Annotated in this window: 22 protein-coding genes and 1 pseudogene; 7 read left to right on the top strand and 16 right to left on the bottom strand. The window is 37.6% G+C overall.

The features are described from left to right. Positions 1–55: 55 nt before the first annotated feature. Positions 56–2044 carry a conjugal transfer protein MobC gene (gene mobC / locus ACWICE_RS05370; RefSeq protein ID WP_093095740.1) on the top strand — a complete coding sequence of 663 codons (1989 nt, stop codon included), beginning with the start codon at positions 56–58 and terminating at the stop codon, positions 2042–2044. 17 nt (positions 2045–2061) lie between these two features. Here the strand turns inward: mobC and ACWICE_RS05365 are convergent, their stop codons facing one another. The 3 genes from ACWICE_RS05365 to ACWICE_RS05355 form a co-directional block, all read right to left on the bottom strand. After that, complete coding sequence (locus ACWICE_RS05365; protein ID WP_261771997.1) at positions 2062–2193, bottom strand: hypothetical protein; 132 nt, start codon at positions 2191–2193, stop codon at positions 2062–2064. Between the two features lie 13 nt (positions 2194–2206). Then, a complete protein-coding gene (locus tag ACWICE_RS05360; RefSeq protein WP_093095738.1) occupies positions 2207–2521 on the bottom strand; it encodes a DNA-directed RNA polymerase subunit alpha C-terminal domain-containing protein in 315 nt (104 codons plus the stop codon). A 1555-nt stretch (positions 2522–4076) separates the two neighbouring features. Next, positions 4077–4484 carry a hypothetical protein gene (locus ACWICE_RS05355; protein WP_139185421.1) on the bottom strand — a complete coding sequence of 136 codons (408 nt, stop codon included), beginning with the start codon at positions 4482–4484 and terminating at the stop codon, positions 4077–4079. A gap of 1486 nt (positions 4485–5970) precedes the next feature. On the opposite strand from ACWICE_RS05355, the gene ACWICE_RS05350 reads away from it, so the two are divergent. Further along, positions 5971–6597, top strand: a complete 627-nt coding sequence (locus ACWICE_RS05350) for a hypothetical protein (protein ID WP_454297815.1) — start codon at positions 5971–5973, stop codon at positions 6595–6597. 144 nt (positions 6598–6741) lie between these two features. Beyond that, complete coding sequence (locus ACWICE_RS05345) at positions 6742–7401, top strand: DUF6766 family protein (protein ID WP_093095731.1); 660 nt, start codon at positions 6742–6744, stop codon at positions 7399–7401. A 24-nt stretch (positions 7402–7425) separates the two neighbouring features. Here ACWICE_RS05345 and ACWICE_RS05340 read toward each other — a convergent pair whose 3' ends face one another. Next, a complete protein-coding gene (locus ACWICE_RS05340) occupies positions 7426–7641 on the bottom strand; it encodes a hypothetical protein (RefSeq protein WP_093095729.1) in 216 nt (71 codons plus the stop codon). Positions 7642–8180: 539 nt separating this feature from the next. On the opposite strand from ACWICE_RS05340, the gene ACWICE_RS05335 reads away from it, so the two are divergent. Beyond that, positions 8181–8744 carry an RNA polymerase sigma factor gene (locus ACWICE_RS05335; RefSeq protein ID WP_093097722.1) on the top strand — a complete coding sequence of 188 codons (564 nt, stop codon included), beginning with the start codon at positions 8181–8183 and terminating at the stop codon, positions 8742–8744. Positions 8745–8797: 53 nt separating this feature from the next. Continuing rightward, the gene (locus ACWICE_RS05330) at positions 8798–9580 is read left to right on the top strand and encodes an anti-sigma factor (protein ID WP_254771288.1); all 783 of its coding nucleotides are present in this window, start codon (positions 8798–8800) and stop codon (positions 9578–9580) included. Positions 9581–10129: 549 nt separating this feature from the next. On the opposite strand, the gene ACWICE_RS05325 is transcribed toward ACWICE_RS05330, so the two are convergent. From ACWICE_RS05325 to ACWICE_RS05295, 7 genes are all read right to left on the bottom strand, one after another. After that, entirely contained in the window at positions 10130–10867 is a 738-nt protein-coding gene (locus ACWICE_RS05325) for a ferritin-like domain-containing protein (protein ID WP_454297814.1), read from the bottom strand. A 111-nt stretch (positions 10868–10978) separates the two neighbouring features. After that, positions 10979–11698: a ferritin-like domain-containing protein gene (locus ACWICE_RS05320; protein ID WP_093095725.1), complete on the bottom strand. Its 720-nt coding sequence runs from the start codon at positions 11696–11698 to the stop codon at positions 10979–10981. A 774-nt stretch (positions 11699–12472) separates the two neighbouring features. Beyond that, positions 12473–12919: a GNAT family N-acetyltransferase gene (locus tag ACWICE_RS05315; RefSeq protein ID WP_093095722.1), complete on the bottom strand. Its 447-nt coding sequence runs from the start codon at positions 12917–12919 to the stop codon at positions 12473–12475. A 122-nt stretch (positions 12920–13041) separates the two neighbouring features. After that, positions 13042–13368 (bottom strand): 2Fe-2S iron-sulfur cluster-binding protein, encoded by a 327-nt coding sequence (locus tag ACWICE_RS05310; RefSeq protein WP_157739443.1) that lies wholly within the window; start codon positions 13366–13368, stop codon positions 13042–13044. A 73-nt stretch (positions 13369–13441) separates the two neighbouring features. Then, positions 13442–13564, bottom strand: coding sequence for a hypothetical protein (locus ACWICE_RS05305; protein ID WP_261771996.1), 123 nt, complete (start codon positions 13562–13564; stop codon positions 13442–13444). A 129-nt stretch (positions 13565–13693) separates the two neighbouring features. Then, entirely contained in the window at positions 13694–14593 is a 900-nt protein-coding gene (locus ACWICE_RS05300; RefSeq protein WP_093095719.1) for a dihydrodipicolinate synthase family protein, read from the bottom strand. 19 nt (positions 14594–14612) lie between these two features. Further along, positions 14613–15113: a cupin domain-containing protein gene (locus tag ACWICE_RS05295; RefSeq protein WP_093095718.1), complete on the bottom strand. Its 501-nt coding sequence runs from the start codon at positions 15111–15113 to the stop codon at positions 14613–14615. Between the two features lie 98 nt (positions 15114–15211). On the opposite strand from ACWICE_RS05295, the gene pdxR reads away from it, so the two are divergent. Further along, on the top strand, positions 15212–16633 hold the full coding sequence (gene pdxR / locus ACWICE_RS05290; RefSeq protein WP_093095716.1) for a MocR-like pyridoxine biosynthesis transcription factor PdxR: 1422 nt from the start codon (positions 15212–15214) through the stop codon (positions 16631–16633). A gap of 215 nt (positions 16634–16848) precedes the next feature. On the opposite strand, the gene ACWICE_RS05285 is transcribed toward pdxR, so the two are convergent. The 5 genes and pseudogenes from ACWICE_RS05285 to ACWICE_RS05265 all read right to left on the bottom strand — a co-directional run. Continuing rightward, entirely contained in the window at positions 16849–17607 is a 759-nt protein-coding gene (locus ACWICE_RS05285; protein ID WP_454297813.1) for a TIGR03915 family putative DNA repair protein, read from the bottom strand. After that, positions 17607–18860, bottom strand: a complete 1254-nt coding sequence (locus ACWICE_RS05280; RefSeq protein ID WP_093095713.1) for a putative DNA modification/repair radical SAM protein — start codon at positions 18858–18860, stop codon at positions 17607–17609. The genes ACWICE_RS05285 and ACWICE_RS05280 overlap by 1 nt, the downstream gene beginning before the upstream one ends. A gap of 539 nt (positions 18861–19399) precedes the next feature. Continuing rightward, positions 19400–19702 (bottom strand): type 1 glutamine amidotransferase family protein, encoded by a 303-nt coding sequence (locus ACWICE_RS05275; protein WP_313259087.1) that lies wholly within the window; start codon positions 19700–19702, stop codon positions 19400–19402. A gap of 284 nt (positions 19703–19986) precedes the next feature. Further along, positions 19987–20286, bottom strand: coding sequence for a catalase-related domain-containing protein (locus ACWICE_RS05270; RefSeq protein WP_236736444.1), 300 nt, complete (start codon positions 20284–20286; stop codon positions 19987–19989). 16 nt (positions 20287–20302) lie between these two features. Continuing rightward, positions 20303–20512 (bottom strand): annotated as a pseudogene (locus ACWICE_RS05265) (catalase); the annotation flags it as partial. Between the two features lie 130 nt (positions 20513–20642). On the opposite strand from ACWICE_RS05265, the gene ACWICE_RS05260 reads away from it, so the two are divergent. Continuing rightward, positions 20643–21149: a pyridoxamine 5'-phosphate oxidase family protein gene (locus ACWICE_RS05260; RefSeq protein WP_093095710.1), complete on the top strand. Its 507-nt coding sequence runs from the start codon at positions 20643–20645 to the stop codon at positions 21147–21149. Positions 21150–21704: the final 555 nt, after the last annotated feature.

The following is a 21704-nucleotide window of genomic DNA, read 5'->3' as shown; positions in this document are numbered from 1 at the left end:
GGATGATTTAATAGTTGTATAATAGATGAGCAATAGATAAATTAAATGACCGAGCATGGCACTACAGACCGGAGAAAATGAACAGGCACTTCGAAAGATAGTCGACCTCACACGTTGGATAGCAATCGGACTGCTCCTGATTCACTTCTATGCGAAAGGATACAATTGGTTTAGGGAGTTAGGTTGGCAACATGCGTTCACCGATCGCATCATGCTGATGCTGCACAGGACCGGTCTTTTCAGCAGCATGCTGACCTCGAAGATGCTCGCACTGGGATTTTTATTGATCTCCTTGATGGGTGCAAAAGGAAAAAAAGATGAAAAAATCACATATCAAAAACCCATTGCCTATATATTAATCGGGTTATTATTATATTTCTTTAGCGATGTAGCTTTCCACATACCGCTTACTTTTGAGTTTCGGTTATATGGATATATGTTGCTGGCAAGCTGCGGCTTTTTGACCTTTCTAATGGGCGGTACTTGGATGACTAGGGTAATTTCTGCTAAAATACTCCAATCCGACATTTTTAACAGGGAAAATGAAACCTTTCCACAGCATGAAGAACTCCTGGAAAATGAATATTCCATTAACCTGCCGGCGACCTACCTGCTAAAGAATAAGGTGCGCAAAAGTTGGGTCAACATCATTAATCCATTCCGAGGGATATTGGTTCTGGGAAGTCCAGGTTCAGGTAAATCTTATTTCATCATTCGGCACATTATAAGCCAGCATATTCAAAAAGGATTTTCGATGTTCATCTATGATTTCAAGTTCGATGATTTGACGACCATTGCCTATAATCATTATTTGAAGTATTGCAAAACTAATGATAGTCCCTTAAAATTTTACAGCATCAATTTCGATGACCTGAGCCGGTCGAGTCGTTGCAATCCCCTTGATCCTAGCTCCATGATCGACATTACTGATGCAGCAGAAAGTGCTCGGACAATTCTTTTGGGACTGAACCGGGAATGGATAAAGCGCCAAGGTGATTTTTTTGTGGAGTCGCCCATCAACTTCTTGACGGCCATCATTTGGTATTTACGGCGGTATCGACAAGGGGAATTTTGTACACTTCCCCATGCTATCGAATTGCTGCAGCTGGATTACGACACCTTATTTTCACTTCTGCGCGCCGATAAAGAAATCGAGGTACTCGTCAATCCCTTCACCAACGCTTACCTCAATGATGCCATGGATCAACTCGAAGGACAGATTGCATCGGCCAAGATTGCTTTGGCAAGGCTCTCCTCCCCCCAATTATATTACATCCTTTCGGGAAATGACTTTACTTTGGACATCAATAACCCGCAGGAGCCCAAGATATTGACCATGGGCAACAATCCCCAGAAAATTCAGATCTATGGAGCCGTGCTTTCCCTGTACATCAACCGATTGGTCAAATTGGTCAACCAGAAAGGAAAGATCAAGTCAAGCTTGATCTTTGATGAGTTTCCAACAATATACCTCAATAATATCGATAGTCTGATCGCAACGGCCCGCGACAATTTAGTCTCCACCAGCATCGCCATTCAGGACCTAAGTCAACTGCGCAAGGATTATGGCCGTGAGCAGTCCGACGTGATCATGAACATATCTGGAAACGTGTTGTCCGGGCAGGTAAATGGAGATACGGCAAAACAGCTTTCCGAGCGTTTCGGAAAGATATTGCAGGACAGGGAAAGCTATTCGCTGAACAGTGCCGACACTTCGATCAGTCGTTCCAAGCAGCTCGAATATGCTATTCCGGCATCTAAAATCTCTTCTCTGAGTTCCGGTGAGTTTGTGGGCATGGTTGCCGACAATCCAAAAAGCAAGATAATGCTCAAAGCATTTCATTGTTCCATAATCAATGATCATCATTTATTGGAAAAGGAGATTAAAGATTATAAAAAGATACCAATCGTTCGCCAGCTAACCACTGAGCAGGTAATCACAAACTTCAATCAGATAAAGAAGGATATCGAAGATTTGGCATTCCATGAAATGAGGCGCATTTCCGATAGCCCTTCCCTGGCCTATTTATTGGTTAAGAAATAATTGGATGTAAAGATGTGTCAATATTGACCGAAGAAAGTCCATTTTAATGCGATATAGGAAACCGGGATTTGAGATGAGCTTCTCAATTGTTTATCCTCGCCTGAATCGTGATCTTTCTTTGAACATAATGATGTTAATTTCTTTTCCATAATGAAGATTTTTTCAGGGAGCCAATTTTAGATTAAACTGCCTCAGAAAATCATAGATTTGGTAGCCCCTCCTTTTACCAAAAGATTTTATTCTCAATAGATCGGTTATGGATTTACTGCATAAATCACCTACCGTATTTATTCCATGGTCATTTAAAAGGGTTACTAATTGTGGGTCTAAGGAAAACCGTTCATTAAAAAGGTCTACTCCATACAGCAGCTCTTCATTTCGCCGCTGAATAAAGTCCAACAATTCCGATATGGAGACCATGTGTTCTCCCCTTGCTTGAAGTTCTTTCAATTTGGATATTATTTCTGAGGGATTCATAATCAATTCTTTAGGTAGAGAACTTAAATTTAAGGAATCTATTTAGAAATAGAATATTTTTATGGAAGTATAATTATTAAGCGAGACAAAGAGCTGAAAATCGCTGAAAACGTTTTCCATGTTTTTGGTTTAAAGAAACTTAAAATAAAGGATGGGAAAAACCTGATCAGAATTGTTACTTCCATAATACTTAAACCTGATTTTTGAAGGTTTTGGATTATGGCATATCGAAATCATGCCTAGTTCATGGTTCCGGTTTAGATCTTGGCAACCCTTTTGGGTATATTACAATTCACCAGAATGCCTATTTAAAGAAATTGTGAAAGCTTTGGGGCAATTGCATGATTAATATTCAAACCTTTCAAGGTGAATGGACAAAATTACATTAAAAAATTACACGACTACCACCTACGATATTGGTATCATTTGATAATAAAAAATAGGTTTAAATTAAATCTGTTGTATTTATTTCTAATTTTAAGGTCTTAACTGGTTTTAAACCATAATTTATGAAAAAACTCATGTATTAACTCATGTTGCTTTTGCTAGGTTTAAGTTCATGTAAGAAAGATGAAACATTTAACGAAATGGAAACATTTGTCATCAATGGTGAAACATTTAGTGTAAGTGAAACTAGAATGAGGCTTGCAGTTATTTTGGATATTGATGAGAACAGATTAACTTATATACCGGAGAAGGTTGCATTTAAATTGGACACCCGTAATGATCAGGATCTTATATATATCGAACCAATTATTGAGTCGATTAAGAATGTTAAGTTACCAAAAAGTCAATCATATCGTTAGGCTTTTTTATTTAATGATTTGTAAAACCAAATTTTCGAAATAATGAAAATCGATTTCACTATTGTGTTACTTCTCTTTTCCCTTTCCTTATTTTCTCAATTATGCAATACTTCATAGGGAATGATAGTAGAGGAGGTTAAGAAAATGAACCTTCTTTACTAATTCAGGAATATAAAGGAGATTTAAAATACAATGTTGATTTAGATGATCTTAAATGTGGGGGAGAATATATTTTTGCAAAAAATAAGTTAATTTGGATTATGTACAGATTAAGCCCTGTCGTACAGGAAATAACGAAAGAAAATCAAACAGGAATTTGTGTTAAGCCCTAAAGAATATCCAGCAGAGATTTGGAGATCCCAGAATTAGAGAAAATGATAAATTACATATTTGGTCTCTTATTGACTTTTCAATTAAGGCATCTAATAAAAGATTTCTTGTATCCTAATCTAATATTAGGTTTTTGTTTTGAGTTCCCTTGGTATCCTTTCAGCTAAGCAAGTATTTACTGGCTTCATTTATTGCCTATATCCAACCATTTAGCACAGAGCCGTACCGCATCCCTTAACATATACCGCACACATTGAACTTAGCCGTCTTAATTAGAGAACACTCCACTGGGAGTATTCTATGCCCTTTGAAGCATGCTATAACTACGATTTTTCAAGATCCTTCATATTATTGCAACTAATTAAAATAAAAAATCTACTTTTTATTGTAGGATATAGCTTACCACGTCTTTCTAATTTTTATTCCAATTTATCATAAAATTGAGTACCGATCCTCAAACCATTTCCTTTTTCTCTCCAAATTCTAACAAATCCATTGGAACTCCATTCGGGATTCCTTCCCGGAACATACATGAAGTTTTCACCTTGCCATAGATTCTCCCCCATATATTTGACGTCTACAACAACATGAAATCCCTTTGCGCCAGGAGGAAATGCAGTGCCGACCTCGTCTATTTCCACATAGCCCCATTTTAAACCAATATCATAATGCATATCAATAATAAGTCCCGTTTGGGTATGGATATATCTTCCATTTGCTCTTGCAGCTGGCTCGATATCGGATTCATTGTCCTCTGGTTCACAGGAGAAAAACATGGCTATCAATACTGTAAAAACAACCATGCAGGTGATTCTAATTAATTTCATAAAATTGGTTTTGGGACGAATTTAGAAAAAGTTCCTAAATCGGGATATACCCAATCTTAGGTATTTTATATGCCTGAGATTTACATGGCCTCCACCTAAGTCCAGAGAACCACCATAAAAGTAAACTATTTAAAAACCTTTTCTTATATTGGTTGTTAAGTAAAATGCATAAATAGCTAAATAATCCCAATAATCGGTTTTTAATTGGGATAGTATCTTTCCCCGGACAGGTCATTTGTCGGAAAAATACCAGGTGAACAGGAAAGCTTTAGTTGGTACGTTTGAAGGGACCACCCGGGAAACATTTGAGACTTTGCCAGGCGTGCTGAAATTTTTATAACCGGAGATGTGGCTAGAGAAAGGACAACGGGATTGAAGCCATTTTACCCTACCAAGAAAGACATGTCAACAATAAATTGACTGTTACTTAGATGGATCAAATCGGCCTCATTCAGAGCAATTTATACACTGAAATACCTCTCAGGTCAATATTAAGGGCAATGGTTGCTTGATCGTGCAGTAAAGGAATTTTTGCCAACACCAGCTAATCTAATATTTATGAAAACATCGCCATAATAAGCCATTAGATATAATTTGCCATCTATGACACCCTCCCTCACCGTTCTGGTAATCTTCCTGATCCAATCATATTCCAGAGCTACCCATAATCCGGCAGACCGAGCCTTGCTGCCTCCTACAGTATCGAAAATTAGCGGCTAGAGATGCTCTAATAACTGGATGCCTGCCGTAGCTGTCAGCTACCTGTGCCAATGCACAAAATCGTTGAACCATCCCTAGGAAACAAATGCATCGTTTATGCCTTTGATCAGCCTTGTGTTGTAAGTATGATATTATTGTTCAAGAATCCGTATTCCCACTGAGAGGTCAATTTCTTCCAGATTTAATCCAACCCGTCCAGGATGTAGTAAGATGTGAGATATTCGGTCGGTATAGATCTCATCTTCATAATCATGGCGCATAGAGCTCTTTTCTGCCAATCTTCCCTTGACGGTCGCGCCCACCTGATTGGAGACTTCTGATGAACATGTGTGTGGATAACGTCACTTTAGACCATTTCCCCCTGACCTTGACCCCTTCATTCCGATACCGAGGGACCACCAAGCGATCAGGACTATCCCAAAGGCCAACCTATTTTGTTGACGAATAACGCACCTTTATCCGGAGCCTTCGTTTCTTCGACATAGTGGGCCTGTTTTTATTTCCTACAGTTTGAATCTTTAGATAAAATTGATTCCTAATATCAATTAAGAAAATTAGCCTTCCGGTCTATGTTGATAAAGTGGATGACAAAAAATCATTGAATCAAAGAAAATACAGAAATATAACCCTCTACGCCGAGTTTTTTTTGTTTCTCACCTTTCTTTAATGGGAATAGAATTTTTTTTTATTGTAATTCAAAAAAAAACAGTTTTACTATGTAGCATTCAAGATAAAGGTTTCGTTTCATCTAGAAACCAGATCTAAAATGAAAAATAAAGCATTCACCACCTTTACACTTTTTCTATTATTACTATCAACCATTTTTTTCAATAGCTGCGACAAAGAAGGAAATCCCCTGCCAGATGATAGGTATGTCGAAATAGCTTATAATGGAGAAACCTTTATTCAACAAGGAAGGGCATTTGACTTGAACTATCGCAGTGGGCCAAAATTTGATTATAATTATCATAACCTGCCCCAATATGCAAATGGAGTTAGGTATATTACATTACATGCTTCCTTGAAAAAGAAAGGTTCAAAAGAATCTCCCATACATACTATCTTTGTAAAGATTCCTGTCGGTAAGGAGATCCTTCTGAACCATGAGTATGTTATCAGATCACTCCCAGGGAAACAGATAATTAATAAAATGGACGATTATATATCAATTAATGAAAGGGAGAACCTTTCATTTATTAGATATAATCCATTCTTAGATTATTCTCAATACATTTTTGGTGATGGTAAGGTCTATTTTACCAAAATAACAAAGAAAGAAAATGGAGCTGAGGATATTGAAGGCACTTTTGAATTCACGATTCCATCGTTTGCGGAAGACGAGGGATTTGATGTAGTAAAAGGGAAATTCAAGCTTTATCTTAATAAAATCTAATGTTGAATATATTTGTTGAGTTTTAATCCCCTCCCTATCCGAGGGGATTTTTTTATACCATTAACCAGCCAGCTTATCAAAAAATAAAAGTTGCCTAAACCAATTATTGATCTAAATGTTCCTTATATATATCTAATAATGTAAATGAAAGCAAATAGAAGTTTTTTTTACAGGAATTCATTATCAATCGTTTTTATTTCTTTGTTCTTGTTGGCCCTGATTGGTCAGATTTACTTTGGTTGGAAGGAAAGTGTTAGTGAATATCAAAAACATGGGAAGGAACTTTTATTTGGTGATTATTTATTTTCTGGCCATTTTATATCAGCGACATTTGAAAATTTTCAAAGCGAATTCCTTCAGATGGCGCTTTATGTTATACTTACTATTTTCCTTCGCCAAGTTGGATCAGCTGAATCAAAGGAAATAGACAAAAAAGAAGAGGTGGATCGGGAACCCATTTACAGACCAGGCGCTCCAGCGCCAGTGAAAAGTGGCGGATGGAGACTCTTAATATACAAACACTCACTTTCTATTGCGTTTTTGATTCTTTTTATAGCATCTTGGGGATTACATTTATTCGGCAGTTATAAGGGGAAAATGGAGGAGAATGCACTGGAAGGTAAGCCTTCCATATCGATAAGTGAATATTTGTATGAACCCACTTTTTGGTTCGAAACTTTTCAGAATTGGCAAAGCGAATTTCTATCGGTTGCTTCAATAGTTATATTAACAATTTTTCTTCGTCAAAAAGGCTCACCAGAATCCAAACCAGTTGACAGTCCACATAGGAAAACAGGAAAATAGACTTTATGCTGTTTCAAACATAGATTACCTAAAAAGATGCTTTAAACCCCTTTCGGTAAGCTCAAAGTCATAAGGATAATCAAATTGTATATATTTATTTAATGGAACGATCATTTTCTCCTCCAGAAGAAATGTTAGATCCTCTGTAAAATTTTCAAAAATTTCCAATTCAAAGATTGGTTTACCAGTATATAACCTGAATAATATTAAATCCTTTATAGGCAATGGAGTTTCCATCATATATTATTGAATCTGACAAAACAACAAGAATCTGTATTAATATAAAAATGTCATAAACCTAACCCACTATGTTGAGGAATTGTTTTTAGAAAATTAATAAATCAAAATATTAATATAAGGTAAACATCCATTCGCATGAATGGATATTTACGTATAGCGTGAAAAATGAACCAATTGTTGTGCTTTTAGGCTCTTTAATCTTCCTTTTCTGCCTGTGGATTTATGGGATTTTTCAAAGGTTTAGTTATGGAAAAATATATTGTAGAAATTAGTTAACTCAAGTTACAAATCCACTTCATTGGTGGATAATGAGCAACCATATTCGACATTCCTGAAGTAAAGCTTGTTTTATGCAATAATTTTATTGAGGTTCATTTTAAATTAAACACAATCTATTCACTGCTGCCGGGGTAGTGTTTTTTTTTCTCCGGGGCTCAAATCCTGTGCCCATTGAACAATCCATTATTAAACTCTATTGGAAAAAGGATCACATTCAATTATATTTTTGTATATTCGATTTCGCGTATAGAATATACCACTTGAGTCCAATACAGCACTTATCTGAAGATACACTAATCGATTTATTGAAGAAAAGAGATCGGCGTGCGTTTAATTATCTATACGATAATTATGCAGGCGCATTATACGGTATCATAATCCGCATTGTAATACATAAAGAATATGCAGAGGAGGTAATACAGGATGTGTTTGTCAAAATATGGAAGCACGTCGACTTATTTAATCAGGACAAAGGCAGGCTGTATACCTGGATGATAAACATTGCACGCAATGCTTCCCTGGACTACCTTAGATCAAAGGGTGTTCAGAACGAACAAAAAAACCAATCATTTCCAGATATCGTAAATAATAAAGAAAGTCATATTTTTGCGAGTACTGACCAAGCTGATAAGTCTGATTATATTGGTTTTGGTACCGTGCTGGATAAATTAAAACCTGAGTGGAGAAAGCTCATTGAAATGGCATATTATCACGGTTATTCGCAGCAAGAAATCGCCGACCAACTTCATATCCCGCTAGGTACGGTGAAAACAAGGGTAAGGTCGGCTTTAATTCAGTTACGTGAGATTTTGAAAGAACAATAATAGATTTGAACATTAAGGAATACATATCGTCTGGGATTATTGAATCATACGTTTTGGGGCTCGCCACCGAGGAGGAAGTGGGCATCCTGGAATGCATACGTAAAAATTCACCAGAAGTCCAACAGGCGATTCTTGATGTGCAATTACTCCTGGAAGATCTGGCTAGCAATGAAGCCATTGCTCCCCATGAAGATATTAAACCATCGATATGGGATCGATTGTCCACATTAACAGTGGAGGAGCAAGCCACTCTCTCTGCTACCGTCAACGGCAATACTCAGATTGAAGGCAAAGAAATGGAAAAGAGAAATACTCTTCCGAATTTGGGAACAAAAAGATGGATGCCATTGACCATAGCAGCTTCAGTCCTATTAATCCTAAGTTTAGCCTCGAACATTCTACTCTTGAACTATAGGGAAAGAGATCTAGAAAAAATGCAACAAGCAATTTCTTCAAATCAAGAATCCCTAGACAAGTTGAAAGATGTAAACGAACGTTGGCAAATAATACAACGTCCTTCGGTTGAGACCATCACCTTGCATGGTATTGAAAAATATCCTGAGGCCAAAGCGGTTCTCTTTTGGGACACTAAAACTTCCGATGTTTTTTTATCTGTATCAAACCTACCCCTGGTACCTTCAGGAAAACAGTACCAACTTTGGGCTATTGTTGATGGTCAGCCAGTTGATGCAGGACTACTCCCTCTTTCCAATGATCATTCCATGGTGAAAATGCACCATATTGACAAGGCAGAGGCTTTTGCAATAACATTGGAAAATGAAGGAGGCAGTTTAGTACCGACCCTTACAGAAATGTATGTGATGGGAAATATTTAGTCAGCAAAAATTACCGGGTAAATGATAACCAGTTCACAGAGAAAATTAATTTAAACATTATGGTTAATTTAGAAAATTGTAAAACGTTTAGGTCTATAGAAAAATTCATAAGCTTTTTTAATTTATCAGGATTTATTTGGCCCTAGAAGATATTGATGTTTATGGAATATTCTCGAAAAACTCAACAGAACTGAAGGACATCTACTTACTAATGGTAGATAAAAAGAAAACCAATTCTATTTTGAGAGGAAATTATAAAGTTTAAGTTTACCACAAACTATTGATAATCCAAAAAGTTTATTATCATAGGAATAAGCGGTGAGTTATATTTTCTTTATGCTATTGCAACTAACAAATTAAAGTGCAAAAATATTATGCAGATCCCCATCAACTTTTCCATGGTAGCTAAAATGATAGAAAATTAGCATATTGAATGTTTTAGTACATGTTATTACGTATTTAATCCCAAAGAATAACACAATCTATTATGTTACCAATTAAAGCCCGCACCTTCCGATACGGGCTTACCGTTACATCAAATCAACCCTACTATTTTATGAAAAGTTTCGCGATATCTAGAACAGCTGAAGCAGACAACGGTTCGTCAAACGATTGTGTCGCAGCGGCAGTGGAAATTTTACCACCTATTCCTGGCAACATTGTTATATCCACATCAGCCTGAACTTTGTTATCTTCCCCCGCATAAACTGGATCTACGGCAGCGCCTATGCCTGAATCGTTTGCTCCTGTTATCCACGGTTTCTGATCGGCTGCAGCTCCTCCTCTGGCTTTGCGCATCTGTCGGATATGGGAGGCATGCCTAGCCTCTGCCGAATGGATCTGCAATGCTGCCGTTAACACAACTTGATTACCCTTTAATAGGCCGGCCTGTCCTTTGTATGCACGTACACCGGTGTCCTCAAAGGCTTGGGCAAGCGCCAGAAAGGTGTCATAATTACTGAAAACATTGGGAAAAGCACCTCCAGCTGTAAAATCGAATATTGGTTTGGAAACCGCTTTCTCTCCAAGTACCTGTTTTAAAAATGCCACATGGGCAACTTCATGGTTGCGAATGGTTGCAATAGCCCCCGCGGGTTTGCCTGAGGGCACTAAATTTGATGCTGCTGCACCTTTTGTATAATACTCCGCTTCAAGGTATTCAAGCGTTAGCGCATAGTTCAGAACACCGTTCACATCGGTAGGTGCCTGGCCATAGGCACGTTTAAAAAGATCGCTAAGTACAAAGGGCATCGCGGCAATGCTCACCTTTTTGCCAAAGGACATCATATTTCGGATCGCCCGGCGACGAGGGCTCACTCGCTCGTCGAACTCTGGATCGACTTGCATAATCTGGTCAAAGATGTTAAATAAATTCATTTTAATAAATTTTAAAGTGGATTAATAGGTTGGTAAATCTCTTACATCTATCTTAGATTTAATAAATGGGGCTGCGATTTCCAATACTTTCGTCGGACTATAGGCAAGGTCCAAACCCTGATTATCAATTACCTCGTTGTTGGCAAAAGTACCGTTGTCAATTAAATCGCGAACTAAAGCTGCATGTCTTGCTTCCACCGAGACAATTTTGCCTGCCAAAACCAGATAGGCTTCATTCTTGATTAACCATCCTGCTCCGTTATATGCCGACACGCCCAAATCTTCAAAAGCCTTGGCCGTAGCCAACACGTTTGCACGATTGGAGAAATTGATGCCCGAAAAATTGAATTCCAAATTCGCAATAGCGCTCTTTCCTAATGCGGTTTTGAAAAACTCCCGATGGGCAATTTCATGGTCACGGATGTCACTAAATAACATCGTCTCCCAATCGCTGATTCCGCTATAGGGTTTATTCATGACCTCTATATAAAATGCTGCCTCTAATTGCTCCAGGGCATATGCATAGTTCAATATAGCAATATCGCCGCTACCGAAATACAATCCATTACCGCTCATATCCGGTCCGTGGTCGTCTTTCTGGCACCCGACCAATCCAAATGCTGCTATCCCAACAGCACCGGCTCCGGCAATCTTCAGAAAATTCCTTCTGCCTAATCGCTCGCTTATTTGTCGATCATTCTCTTCAATAAAGCCCTCTTGTTTAGTGGTTGTTTCTTTCATAACCTATTTGTTTTTTGTTTATAATGTATCGTTAGGTTATATACGAGAACTCCTAGGTTTCGGATTTATTTTTTCTATTTTTAATCACCCCCCTTGTATCATGACTAAATCTTCTGTTTGTAACTCAATAATTGCTAAGTTTATGTTACTACATTGAATGTGGATAATATCATCATAAATAAAAGGTATAATGTAAAAAAGGCAAGCATTCTCTTTCCCTCTAAATCATTTTACAGAATGGGGCATACTGTTGAACGTAAACCTTCGGGTACGTATTTCAATCCTGTTTAAAAAGTTGATCTGATTGATCGCGATGATGAGCTGTACTACCTGATTTCTGTATCAAACCCATTCAAATTATGAAAGGTTTCATCTCTCCAACCATGGACAGCGATATGGTTAACTTCTTCCACCATCACCCATACGGCTTTCTCTGCTACGGTAAAAAGTTAACTCACTTGCCATGCTGACAGTGCATAGATTGGCTGTTCCGTTTCCCTTGTTATTCGTGCCTCTTGGGTATGGACTTTAATGCACTAGGGACATTTATTTATTTGGGATGCACGAAATTTTTCAACCTCTTTGTTTGTTATATTCAGATCGAAATTTGAAAGGTATTTTTCCATTTCAAATAAGATCTGGTTGCTTGAGGTTCTAGTTCTCTGATGTTGATCCGTTGTTTCCATTTCAATTTTTGTATTTTTTGGAATTTTGCTGCTCGAACCGCAATAGCATTTTTTGTATAGGGCAAACCGCTCAAGTTTGCCCCTTTTCTTATTTCCACCAATAGTAATAGTTGTGGTTGGCATCATATTCAAATCCGCAACGTGGATATAATCTGTTGCCTATATCATTTGTCTTTTCGGTTTCAAGCATCAATCCGCAAGCACCGGTTTCATCGCACCATTGCTTAGCTTTATCTATCAGCGCTACCGAAAAGCCCTTGCCTCTGTAGTCGGGATGAACAAACAAATCGCTCAATAGCCATTGCTTGGCCAATTTGATGTAATGGTAAAGTTTGTACAACTGGACAAACCCAACTGCAGTGCCATCAGCATAAACCACAAAAATGTGGGATTGATCGTTTTCCATCCGGTCTTGAATGAACTTTTTGCACTTTTCATAATCGTCTTGCTGTCGGTAGAAGACCCGATAGCGATTGAATAACTCTGCTGTAGCGTCCAAATCTTCCAGACCTACTTTCCTGATGTTGATCTCCATTTTGTTAAGATTAAATATTTGCTCAAAAGTATCCGATCTCCGGTGTATCATGTCGGTACAGTTTATGGATAATTAGGTAGTCCAGGCCAAAAAGTGGTAACCGTACAGTTGTTTTAGTACGATTAGAACTCGTCATAATTTATCTTTATCCTCGTACTTATGGGCATTGCTACACAGGCCAAGATCAGGCCTTGCTGTATGTGGGTTTCAGACAGAACAGAATTTCTCATTAAACGTACCTCCCCTTTCTCCAATTTACAAGTACAGCTGCCACATCTTCCACTGCCACAAGAATACGGTGCGTCAATCCCAGCATTTAGCATGGCAGACAGCAAAGGCATCTGCTTATTCCATGGGATTTGGTATGTGGTGCCATTGATGGTCACGGTTACTTTAACCTTGTCCGATGCCTTAGCATCTGGATGTTTGTTTTTTGAATGTGGATTCATATGGTATATCATTTAGCTGTGGACAATGAACTATAGGCCCGAAAAATTCACATCTTCGGGCTATAGATAGTTATTACCTTAGCTCTTCTATGGAAGCCCCAAAGTTAATATGTAATACATTCCCATTGGGGAGAACTAAGGCTGGAACAGATTTTACACCTGATGCCGCCGCTTCGTCTACTTTAGATCTTTCCATACCCAAATGGATTACCATAATCTGACCTTCGGGTATGAGGGTCAAAATGTCCTGTTCCGCACTTATGCATACAGGGCAACCTGCGTGATAAAAAATTGCTTTTTCCATTTTACTTTGATTATATGACATTTAATATTGGTAGACTTCATTGTCTATTGTTGAAAGTATCCTATCCAGTTCTGCTATTTCATCTGCATCAAGGGGTTGCAATGGGCTTTTGAATCCCCCTCCGCCAACTCCCAATAGATCTAGACCTGCCTGGATGGAACGGGGCAAACCTTTGGCAACAATGAATTTCAACAGGTCAACCTGTTTGTAGAATACCTGCTGTGCTTTTTCAAGATCATTTTCCTGTATAGCATCATAAAGAGCTAGATTGAGTTCTGGTATCAGATTCGGCGCAGCCGTACACCATCCTCTTGCACCTGCTGCAAAAGCGGATAATGCCAAGGGATTGGAACCGTTGAAAAAAGCCACTCCATCGTCTAATTCTTTTCTTAAAGAATGCATACGTAGAATATCACCCGAACTTTCCTTAATCATCGTAACATTTGGGATTTCTAACAAACGCTTCAAAAGTGCTGGGGACATATCCACGCCACTGGTGGCAGGGTTATTATAGGCCATAATCGGAATGGAAATCTTAGACGCAACAGTGTCATAGTGTTTTGCAATTTCATCATCGCTCAATTTCCAATAACTCATAGGGATAACCATTACGGCCGTGGCACCGGCTTTTTCGGCAAATTGCGCATGGTAAACAGTTTTCTCCGTGGTAAGGTTTGAAACACCGACCAATGTTGGTACTCTGCCGGCTACCTGTCGTAAGCAGGTTTCGGTCAAAGACTCTTTTTCATCATCGCTGAGGTAAGGCATGACACCCGTACTTCCCAATGGCGCAATGCCGTGAGAACCTACCCTAATCAAGCGTTCCACTTGTTTTCTGAATAGTGGGATATCAATATTCTCGTTGTTGTCGAATGGTGTAACCGGATATGCAATTACACCTTTAAATGGCACTTCATTCATTTCTTTTCTCGATTTAAGGTTAAAAATCTCTTCCCTCTTCTTCACGTAATGCCACACCTAGGTTTTGAAGTTGCGGGGCATTCTCACAAGCGATGTATTTTGCAGCCTCGACTTCGCTTAGGTTGTGGTGCTGGTGCCAAGCCCAAGATGGAATGTAAACTGCATCCCCTGCTTGCCAATCTACGATTTCATCTTCTACAAGCGTAGATCCTTTTCCCTCAAGCACATACAAAATGGTTTCGTATGTATGGCGGTGTTTGTGAGTTTTTTGTCCTGGCAACAGGCCACCTATGGTCATGCTTACGTTTTTGCTTGGCAGGTCCACAAAGAAAACTGGGTGCTTTCTTTCTTCCGAAAACTGATTGTGGATACCTGCATTTTCAACATTTTTGTGGATGACGTGTGAGGTTCTAACAAAGGATGGTCTTGCAAAGGTCTGATGGAAATCCTTTGAGCTGAACTGTTTCTGTTCTGCGTGGATCGATTTTTTTACTTCTGTGGCAGTTTCTAATTTTGACATAATTAAATTATTTATTGTTATTGCAATATTGCTATACAAAAGTATCGTACATTTGGACCATTAAAATGATACAGTTTTTATATAATTAGATAGTCCAGATGCTGAGAGGTTGGAAATTTGAAATATTATTAGATGGAAAATCAGATAAAGCCATTTATCTGCAGATTGCCGATGCCATTATAAATGATATCCAATCCGGCAGGTTAATGCCACGCGAGGCGCTGCCCGGAAGCAGAAAACTTGCACAGCTCTTGAAGGTCAATAGGAATACCGTTGTAGAAGCGTTGGACGTACTGATCATGGAAGGCTGGTTAACTCCCAAAGAGAGACAGGGTACTTTTGTGTCCGATACCTTGCCCGATTTTATGGGAGGCAAAAAAAGCAAACGTGGCACTCTTAATGCAAAAAATGCCATAAACAAACATTATCATTTGCAGTTTGATGATGGAAGCCCAGACAGTAAAATTGCTCCCATCACAGAATTGGCAAGGGCTTACCGCCAGATCTTCAACCAAAAAGCACGTTGGCAAATGATGGGATATGGCAACGAATTAGGTGATCTGGAATTTCGAAAATCCATAGTGCAAATGCTCAATCACCAGAGAGGCATGCAGGTCAATCATCATAATATCTGTATCACCCGAGGCAGTCAAATGGCGATGTATCTGACAGCTCAATATTTGTTTACAGAAAATGATTACGTAATCGTTGAAAACCCAGGATATAAGCCTGCTTGGTCCGCCTTTGAGAATGCTGGGGCAACATTGTTGCCGGTAGGCGTAGACAAGGACGGCTTGCTGATCGAGGAGGTTATTGCCTATCTGAAATCGGGTAAAAAGGTAAGGGCAATTTACGTTACCCCACACCATCAATATCCGACCACTGTGACATTGAGTCTGAAGAGAAGGTTGGAATTGATACAGCTTTCCAACGAATACGGTTTTACGATTATCGAGGATGATTATGATAACGAGTTCCATTTTGGTTACCGCCCTGTATTGCCTTTGTCAAGTTTCGGCGAACTGAAAAATTATGTATATATAGGCAGCATGAGCAAGGTGGTTGCGCCTGCCCTTCGCATAGGTTATTTAGTAACCCATGACGAAGCCCTGATGGAGAGGGTAAGTAGTTTGCGAAAGATTATTGATGTTCAAGGAGACAGTATTATGGAACAGGCAGTTCTACAACTTATCAAGGATGGCACCATAAAACGCCATATCAAAAAGGCGTCTCACCACTACAAAGCCAAAAGGGATTTTATGGCCGGTTTGCTCAAAAAATACATGGAGGACAGAGCAACTTATTCAGTTCCCGAAGGTGGTTTGGCTTTCTGGATTGTACCCAATAAGTCCATGGATTGGTCCCAAATTCCCAAAAAACTTAATAGCAAGGGAATCAAGATCATCAGTCCCGATACCTATAGCTTCAATGAGACCATATATGGTATCAGGTTAGGCTATGGTTCACTTTCTGAAAAAGAGCTGGAAGAGGGCATAATTGCCCTACAAGAAATCCTATAACAAGTGGAAGCTGTCGACATAAAAAACTCCAATTCACGGTACTTCTTGATATACGCCCAGGCTTGTTTTCAAAAAATGTTTTAACCTATACATATTTGAAAAATGAACCAATACAAGCCACAAATCTAGGTTTTGTTCATTACAAGCTTTTGGTGGCAAATTTTCGATAAGTAACCTGAAAAGAAGTTGAAATACCTAGGCATGGAATTGCGCAATTATTGCTTTTCCACTAAATATTTCCAATATCTTTTGGGTACATGTCTCAGGTGTAATTTGATGTTTTTCCTTTCTTCAATATTCGTACTCTTAAAGTAGGTTTTCCATAAATGTTGAAATTCCGTTTCTCTTGAGTCAAGATCCAATTCTAAGGCATATGGATTTTCGATTTCCTGGTTCTCAGAGGTAAGGACTTCGTGAATCTCCCGTCCATCATAATGATATCCGTAATTTCTTCGGATATCATAAATCAACCAATCCTGATCAGAAAACCGATTCTTAAAAAATGGGATAATCAAAGGTAAAACATTTAAATCTGGCTCAATGAGCGCTGTGTAGAGACCATCTGAAGATTTGACGAATCTCACAAATGCTTTCATTCTATGCCTTTCTCGACTTACTTGCTTAATGGTTTTGTGTAACTGCAAAATTTCAGGGTTTCCGTAGTCCCGAATGTCAATTTTACCATACTTAAATAAACGAATGATAGTCCTAAAACCTATTTCCCATGCTCCTTTTTGATCTGCAAGAAAATTATGATAGAAAATATTCAGGTCCTTCTTTCCTATTATCTTTTCGATTCCTTTCAAAATACGGGAAGATTTTTCAGGGACGGTCATAACTTGTCTCTGTTGATTGAAAATATTTGGTTCTATCATGTCCAGCACTTTAGGAGTAACATAAAACTCTTTTCTCTCAAATGCCTCGAATACACAGCATAGGTAACCGTTGAAACTACCATCAAAAACGTAATCCATCAGAACAGGCTTAACTGTGATTCGGAATTCGAGACCCTAGGCTCCGGATGGTGATCCAATAAAGCCTTCTTAATAGCATCTGGATAAATAAATCCCGTATTGACAATCATATCTTGGCAAACCATAAAATATTTGGCCCTGTTAAAGGCTATTCCCATTTTCTTTAATTGATATTCCCGAAGTTTTCCATATTTCCTGGCCTGAACGATTTTATGGGCTGATTGCCTTCCAATCCCAGGAATTCTAATTATCCATTTATATTCCGCAGTATTGACATCAATTGGGAAGAATTGTGGATTCCTCAATGCCCATGAAAGTTTGGGGTCAATTTCCAATTCCAGATGTTGATGGCTATTGTTTAAGATTTCATGAAGAGAAAATCCATAAAACCTCAATAACCAATCAGCTTGGTAAAGTCTATTTTCCCGCACCAATGGCGGAGCTGTGCCAATTTTAGGCAATAGGCTATCATTAGAATTTATTGGGATATATCCTGAGTAATAAACCCGTTTGAGATTGAATTCTTTATAGAACCTGCTGGCGGTTTCCATGACCTGAAGGTCATTTTCTGGAGTGGCGCCAATTACCATTTGTGTACTTTGTCCTGCTGGAACGAAATGAGGAACCTTTTTGAACTTCCTTTTATCTCGCTCAATGGTTTCGATTTCATTCTGAACGATGGATAATGGCTCGATTACAGTTTGATGGTCTTTCTCAGGAGCGACCAATTTCAGGCCTTTTTCCGTGGGTATCTCTAGGTTTACGCTCATACGATCCACATATAACCCTGCTTCTTTTAATAGAGCCTCACTTGCTCCGGGAATTGCTTTCAAATGGATATAGCCGTTGAACCTTTCTTCGCTTCGAAGTTTCCTCACCACCAACATCATTCGTTCCATTGTATAGTCTGCAGATTTAAAAATTCCTGAACTTAAAAACAATCCCTCAATATAGTTTCTCCTATAGAAGTTCATGGTAAGATCCACAACCTCTTTTACCGAAAATGCTGCCCTTTGAACATCATTGCTCCTACGGCTAACGCAAAATGAACAATCATAAATACAATAATTGGTCATTAAAATCTTAAGTAATGAAACGCATCTTCCATCTTCAGTATAGGTATGGCAAATTCCACTGGTAGAGGCATCTCCGATCCCACCATTATTTTTTCGCTTTCCTCCACTGGAACTGCAACTAACATCATATTTTGCCGCATCAGCTAATATTTCCAATTTATCATCAAACCCAAACATTCGCTATATATATTAGTAAGTTGAAACAAAATTACTAATTTTATTAGCGTTAATTAAAGGTAATTTAAATTTTTGTTCAATTTCAAGATATTCATGTTCTCTGGGTAGCAAATGAACAAACTATACATTATTATTTACAAGAAAATAATTTTACTTTCAACAGGGATAATTTAAAATCAGAACTTAGTTAACTGTGGAAAAAAAGTAACAAATCATCCATATTTAGATTTATGACCTATCTAGTTCCGGGAGATGCAATGGTCAATTTACCTTCTATTGTTTTGTTGTTTTAGTTGATAAAGAATTGGCAACTATTGAAAATAGTTTATTCCGATACCAGTAATGTTACTATTACGGAAATCAGTGAGATGTTAGAACAATTGCCCAGAAAAAAACAAATTGAATCTTTGCAAACCTTAAAATCAGAATTGGTTTTCGAAATTTCTTTTAAAGTAATTATATTGAGTAACAGACACAAATCTGGAGAAGCTTTGAGAGTTCAACGGATTTTAAGATGGCGGAAAGATAATTGTAATCTATTATGAAGGGACTTTTCTAGGGTTTTCTCTTTCCCATACCCTATGTTTTTTGAGTGCATTAACAAATGCATCTGTCCAATTTGGATCTGACTCAAATATTACACCTTGATCTTTTTCTATAAAAGATTTTGCTGCTAATTGCTCTGTTCCTTTGGCAAATGCAATTACTTTACTGTGACGGTAACCTTTATTAATAAATTGAAGATAATCTGGATTTTGAGCGAACTTGGATACAGAGTCGCCATTAGGTGTATAAAAACCATCAAAACAAACTGATACATCGGTTAAATAACTATGCTGTATGGGTTCTTCCCCCCCCTTCCTTATATTTCAAATTTCCAACATGCGAAGAAATCAGCACAGCAATAGCTCCATCTTTCTCAAGTCATTTTTTCATTTAATCTACCGATACTTTACTTACACTATCATCAACTAAAATACAATTTTCCGGCTACGGATATTACCCTCTTCACCTTTAACCTTCATACTTAAGAATTCAGACTTTTCAATCTCAGGTTTATTAAGCTTTAATGGATAATTTGGGTGATTTTGCCTTGCAAATTGTAAAGTAAGCGGATCAAGGGATTCTATGGTGTCAATCCTAAGTTTTTCCCAATAGCTTTTGCCAATGTTGGATGAACATGATTTAAATTGGCCAATTCACGCTTTCTGATATCTTCATTATTTACTGTCGAGAGCTCAAAACTAAAAGCATTGATAACATGGTTTTGCTCCTCAGGACTTAAATAATTAAAAAATAATCTAGCTTGAGTAAAGTGTTCTGCAAATGAACTCGACTTTGCTCTTACTTTCTTTACCATCAACCTGTCGTTTTCCTGTTTGGTAAGCTTTTTCCCCTTTAAGCATAGCTTGGTATGGACATCCATTTCCTTGGCTATTTGGAAAATAATTTGTATTACCCTTTAAGATATCCATTCTTGCAAACACATCCTTTTGATTGTTGTGTGTGCCATTTATCGGCCTATTGATGGGCAATTCATGGAAATTTGGACCACCCAGTCTATAGTTCTGAGGATCTATATATGAAAAATTCCTTCCTTGCAAGAGCGGATCATCAGAGAAATCAATTTCTGTAACTACTCTTCCAAGGTCAAAGGCAGCCTGTTATTTTAAATAGCATGAAGAATGCTTAAAATCATTAACAAAAAATTGAATAAAAGTTCTGGTAATTTTTATCTAAACAATTGTGAACTATTAAGTGTTGAACCCAAAAGAACATACTATGGCAGAGAAAATTATTAGAGATCAAGAAGCTCATAAAAAATTAAAATCAATTGTTGATCAAATTGACATCGGTACAATTTGTACATTTACTCCAAATTCACCCTATCCTCATGGTGTCCCTATGAGCAGACAAGAAGTGGATAAAGATGGAAATATATGGTATATCTGTTCTGCAGAAAGTGAAACGCATAAAAATTTAGAAAAGAATGATAAAATTTCAGTGTTTTATGCCGATCCTAAAAATTATAGCTTTTTAAGTATTAATGGCACTGCAACACTAAGTAGAGATCAAGCAAGAATTGACAGATATTGGAATAAGATGATGCAAGGCTGGTTTGAAAAAGGAAAGGAAGATCCAAATATTAGATTAATTAAGGTTACACCCGATGAAGCGCACTATTGGGATTCTGGCTCCAATAAAATCGCAACTTTATTTGGTATGTTGAAAAATGCGATTACAGGAAGTAAGGAAGGTATTGGTGAAGAAGGAGAATTAAAACTCTAAATAACCAAAAAGCCAGGAAAGACAATTTTTCTGGCTTTCAATATTAATCTTTTATTCCCTATTAGCACCGCATCCAGTAAATTTCACTAATCTTCATCTTCTCCCTTCCGATTAACGAGAATAACAAATTTTTGAAATGGTACCCACAACATATCCATTTTAAATAAATAATGCAGTTTCTAAACCGGTTTTATTAATGCTAGAAAATGATATTTTCAATTTTAGTTCCATTCCTAACATAAGATTTGATAACAAAATATGGAAACAACTATTTTTTCCTGAAATCCCACAAACGAAGGCAATAAGAATTATTAGGGCAAAAATTAAATTAATTGCCCGTCTTAAAACCAATAATATTTTTTAATTTGAGAAATATACACACTCCATAAAACCACGTTTCGTATATCATAAACGTTAAAGGAAAGATCAGGGATTGATATTATATTATTTGTCAATATGTTTTAACATATTTTTAAAATTTTTCTGCTTACTTTGTTAGGAACTGATTTTCTTAATTTGCTTTTTAAGAATTTCTACAAACTAATAGATTAACAT

It is taken from the genome of Sphingobacterium sp. NPDC055346 (assembly GCF_053645235.1).
This window is presented reverse-complemented; position numbering and strand designations above follow the sequence as displayed.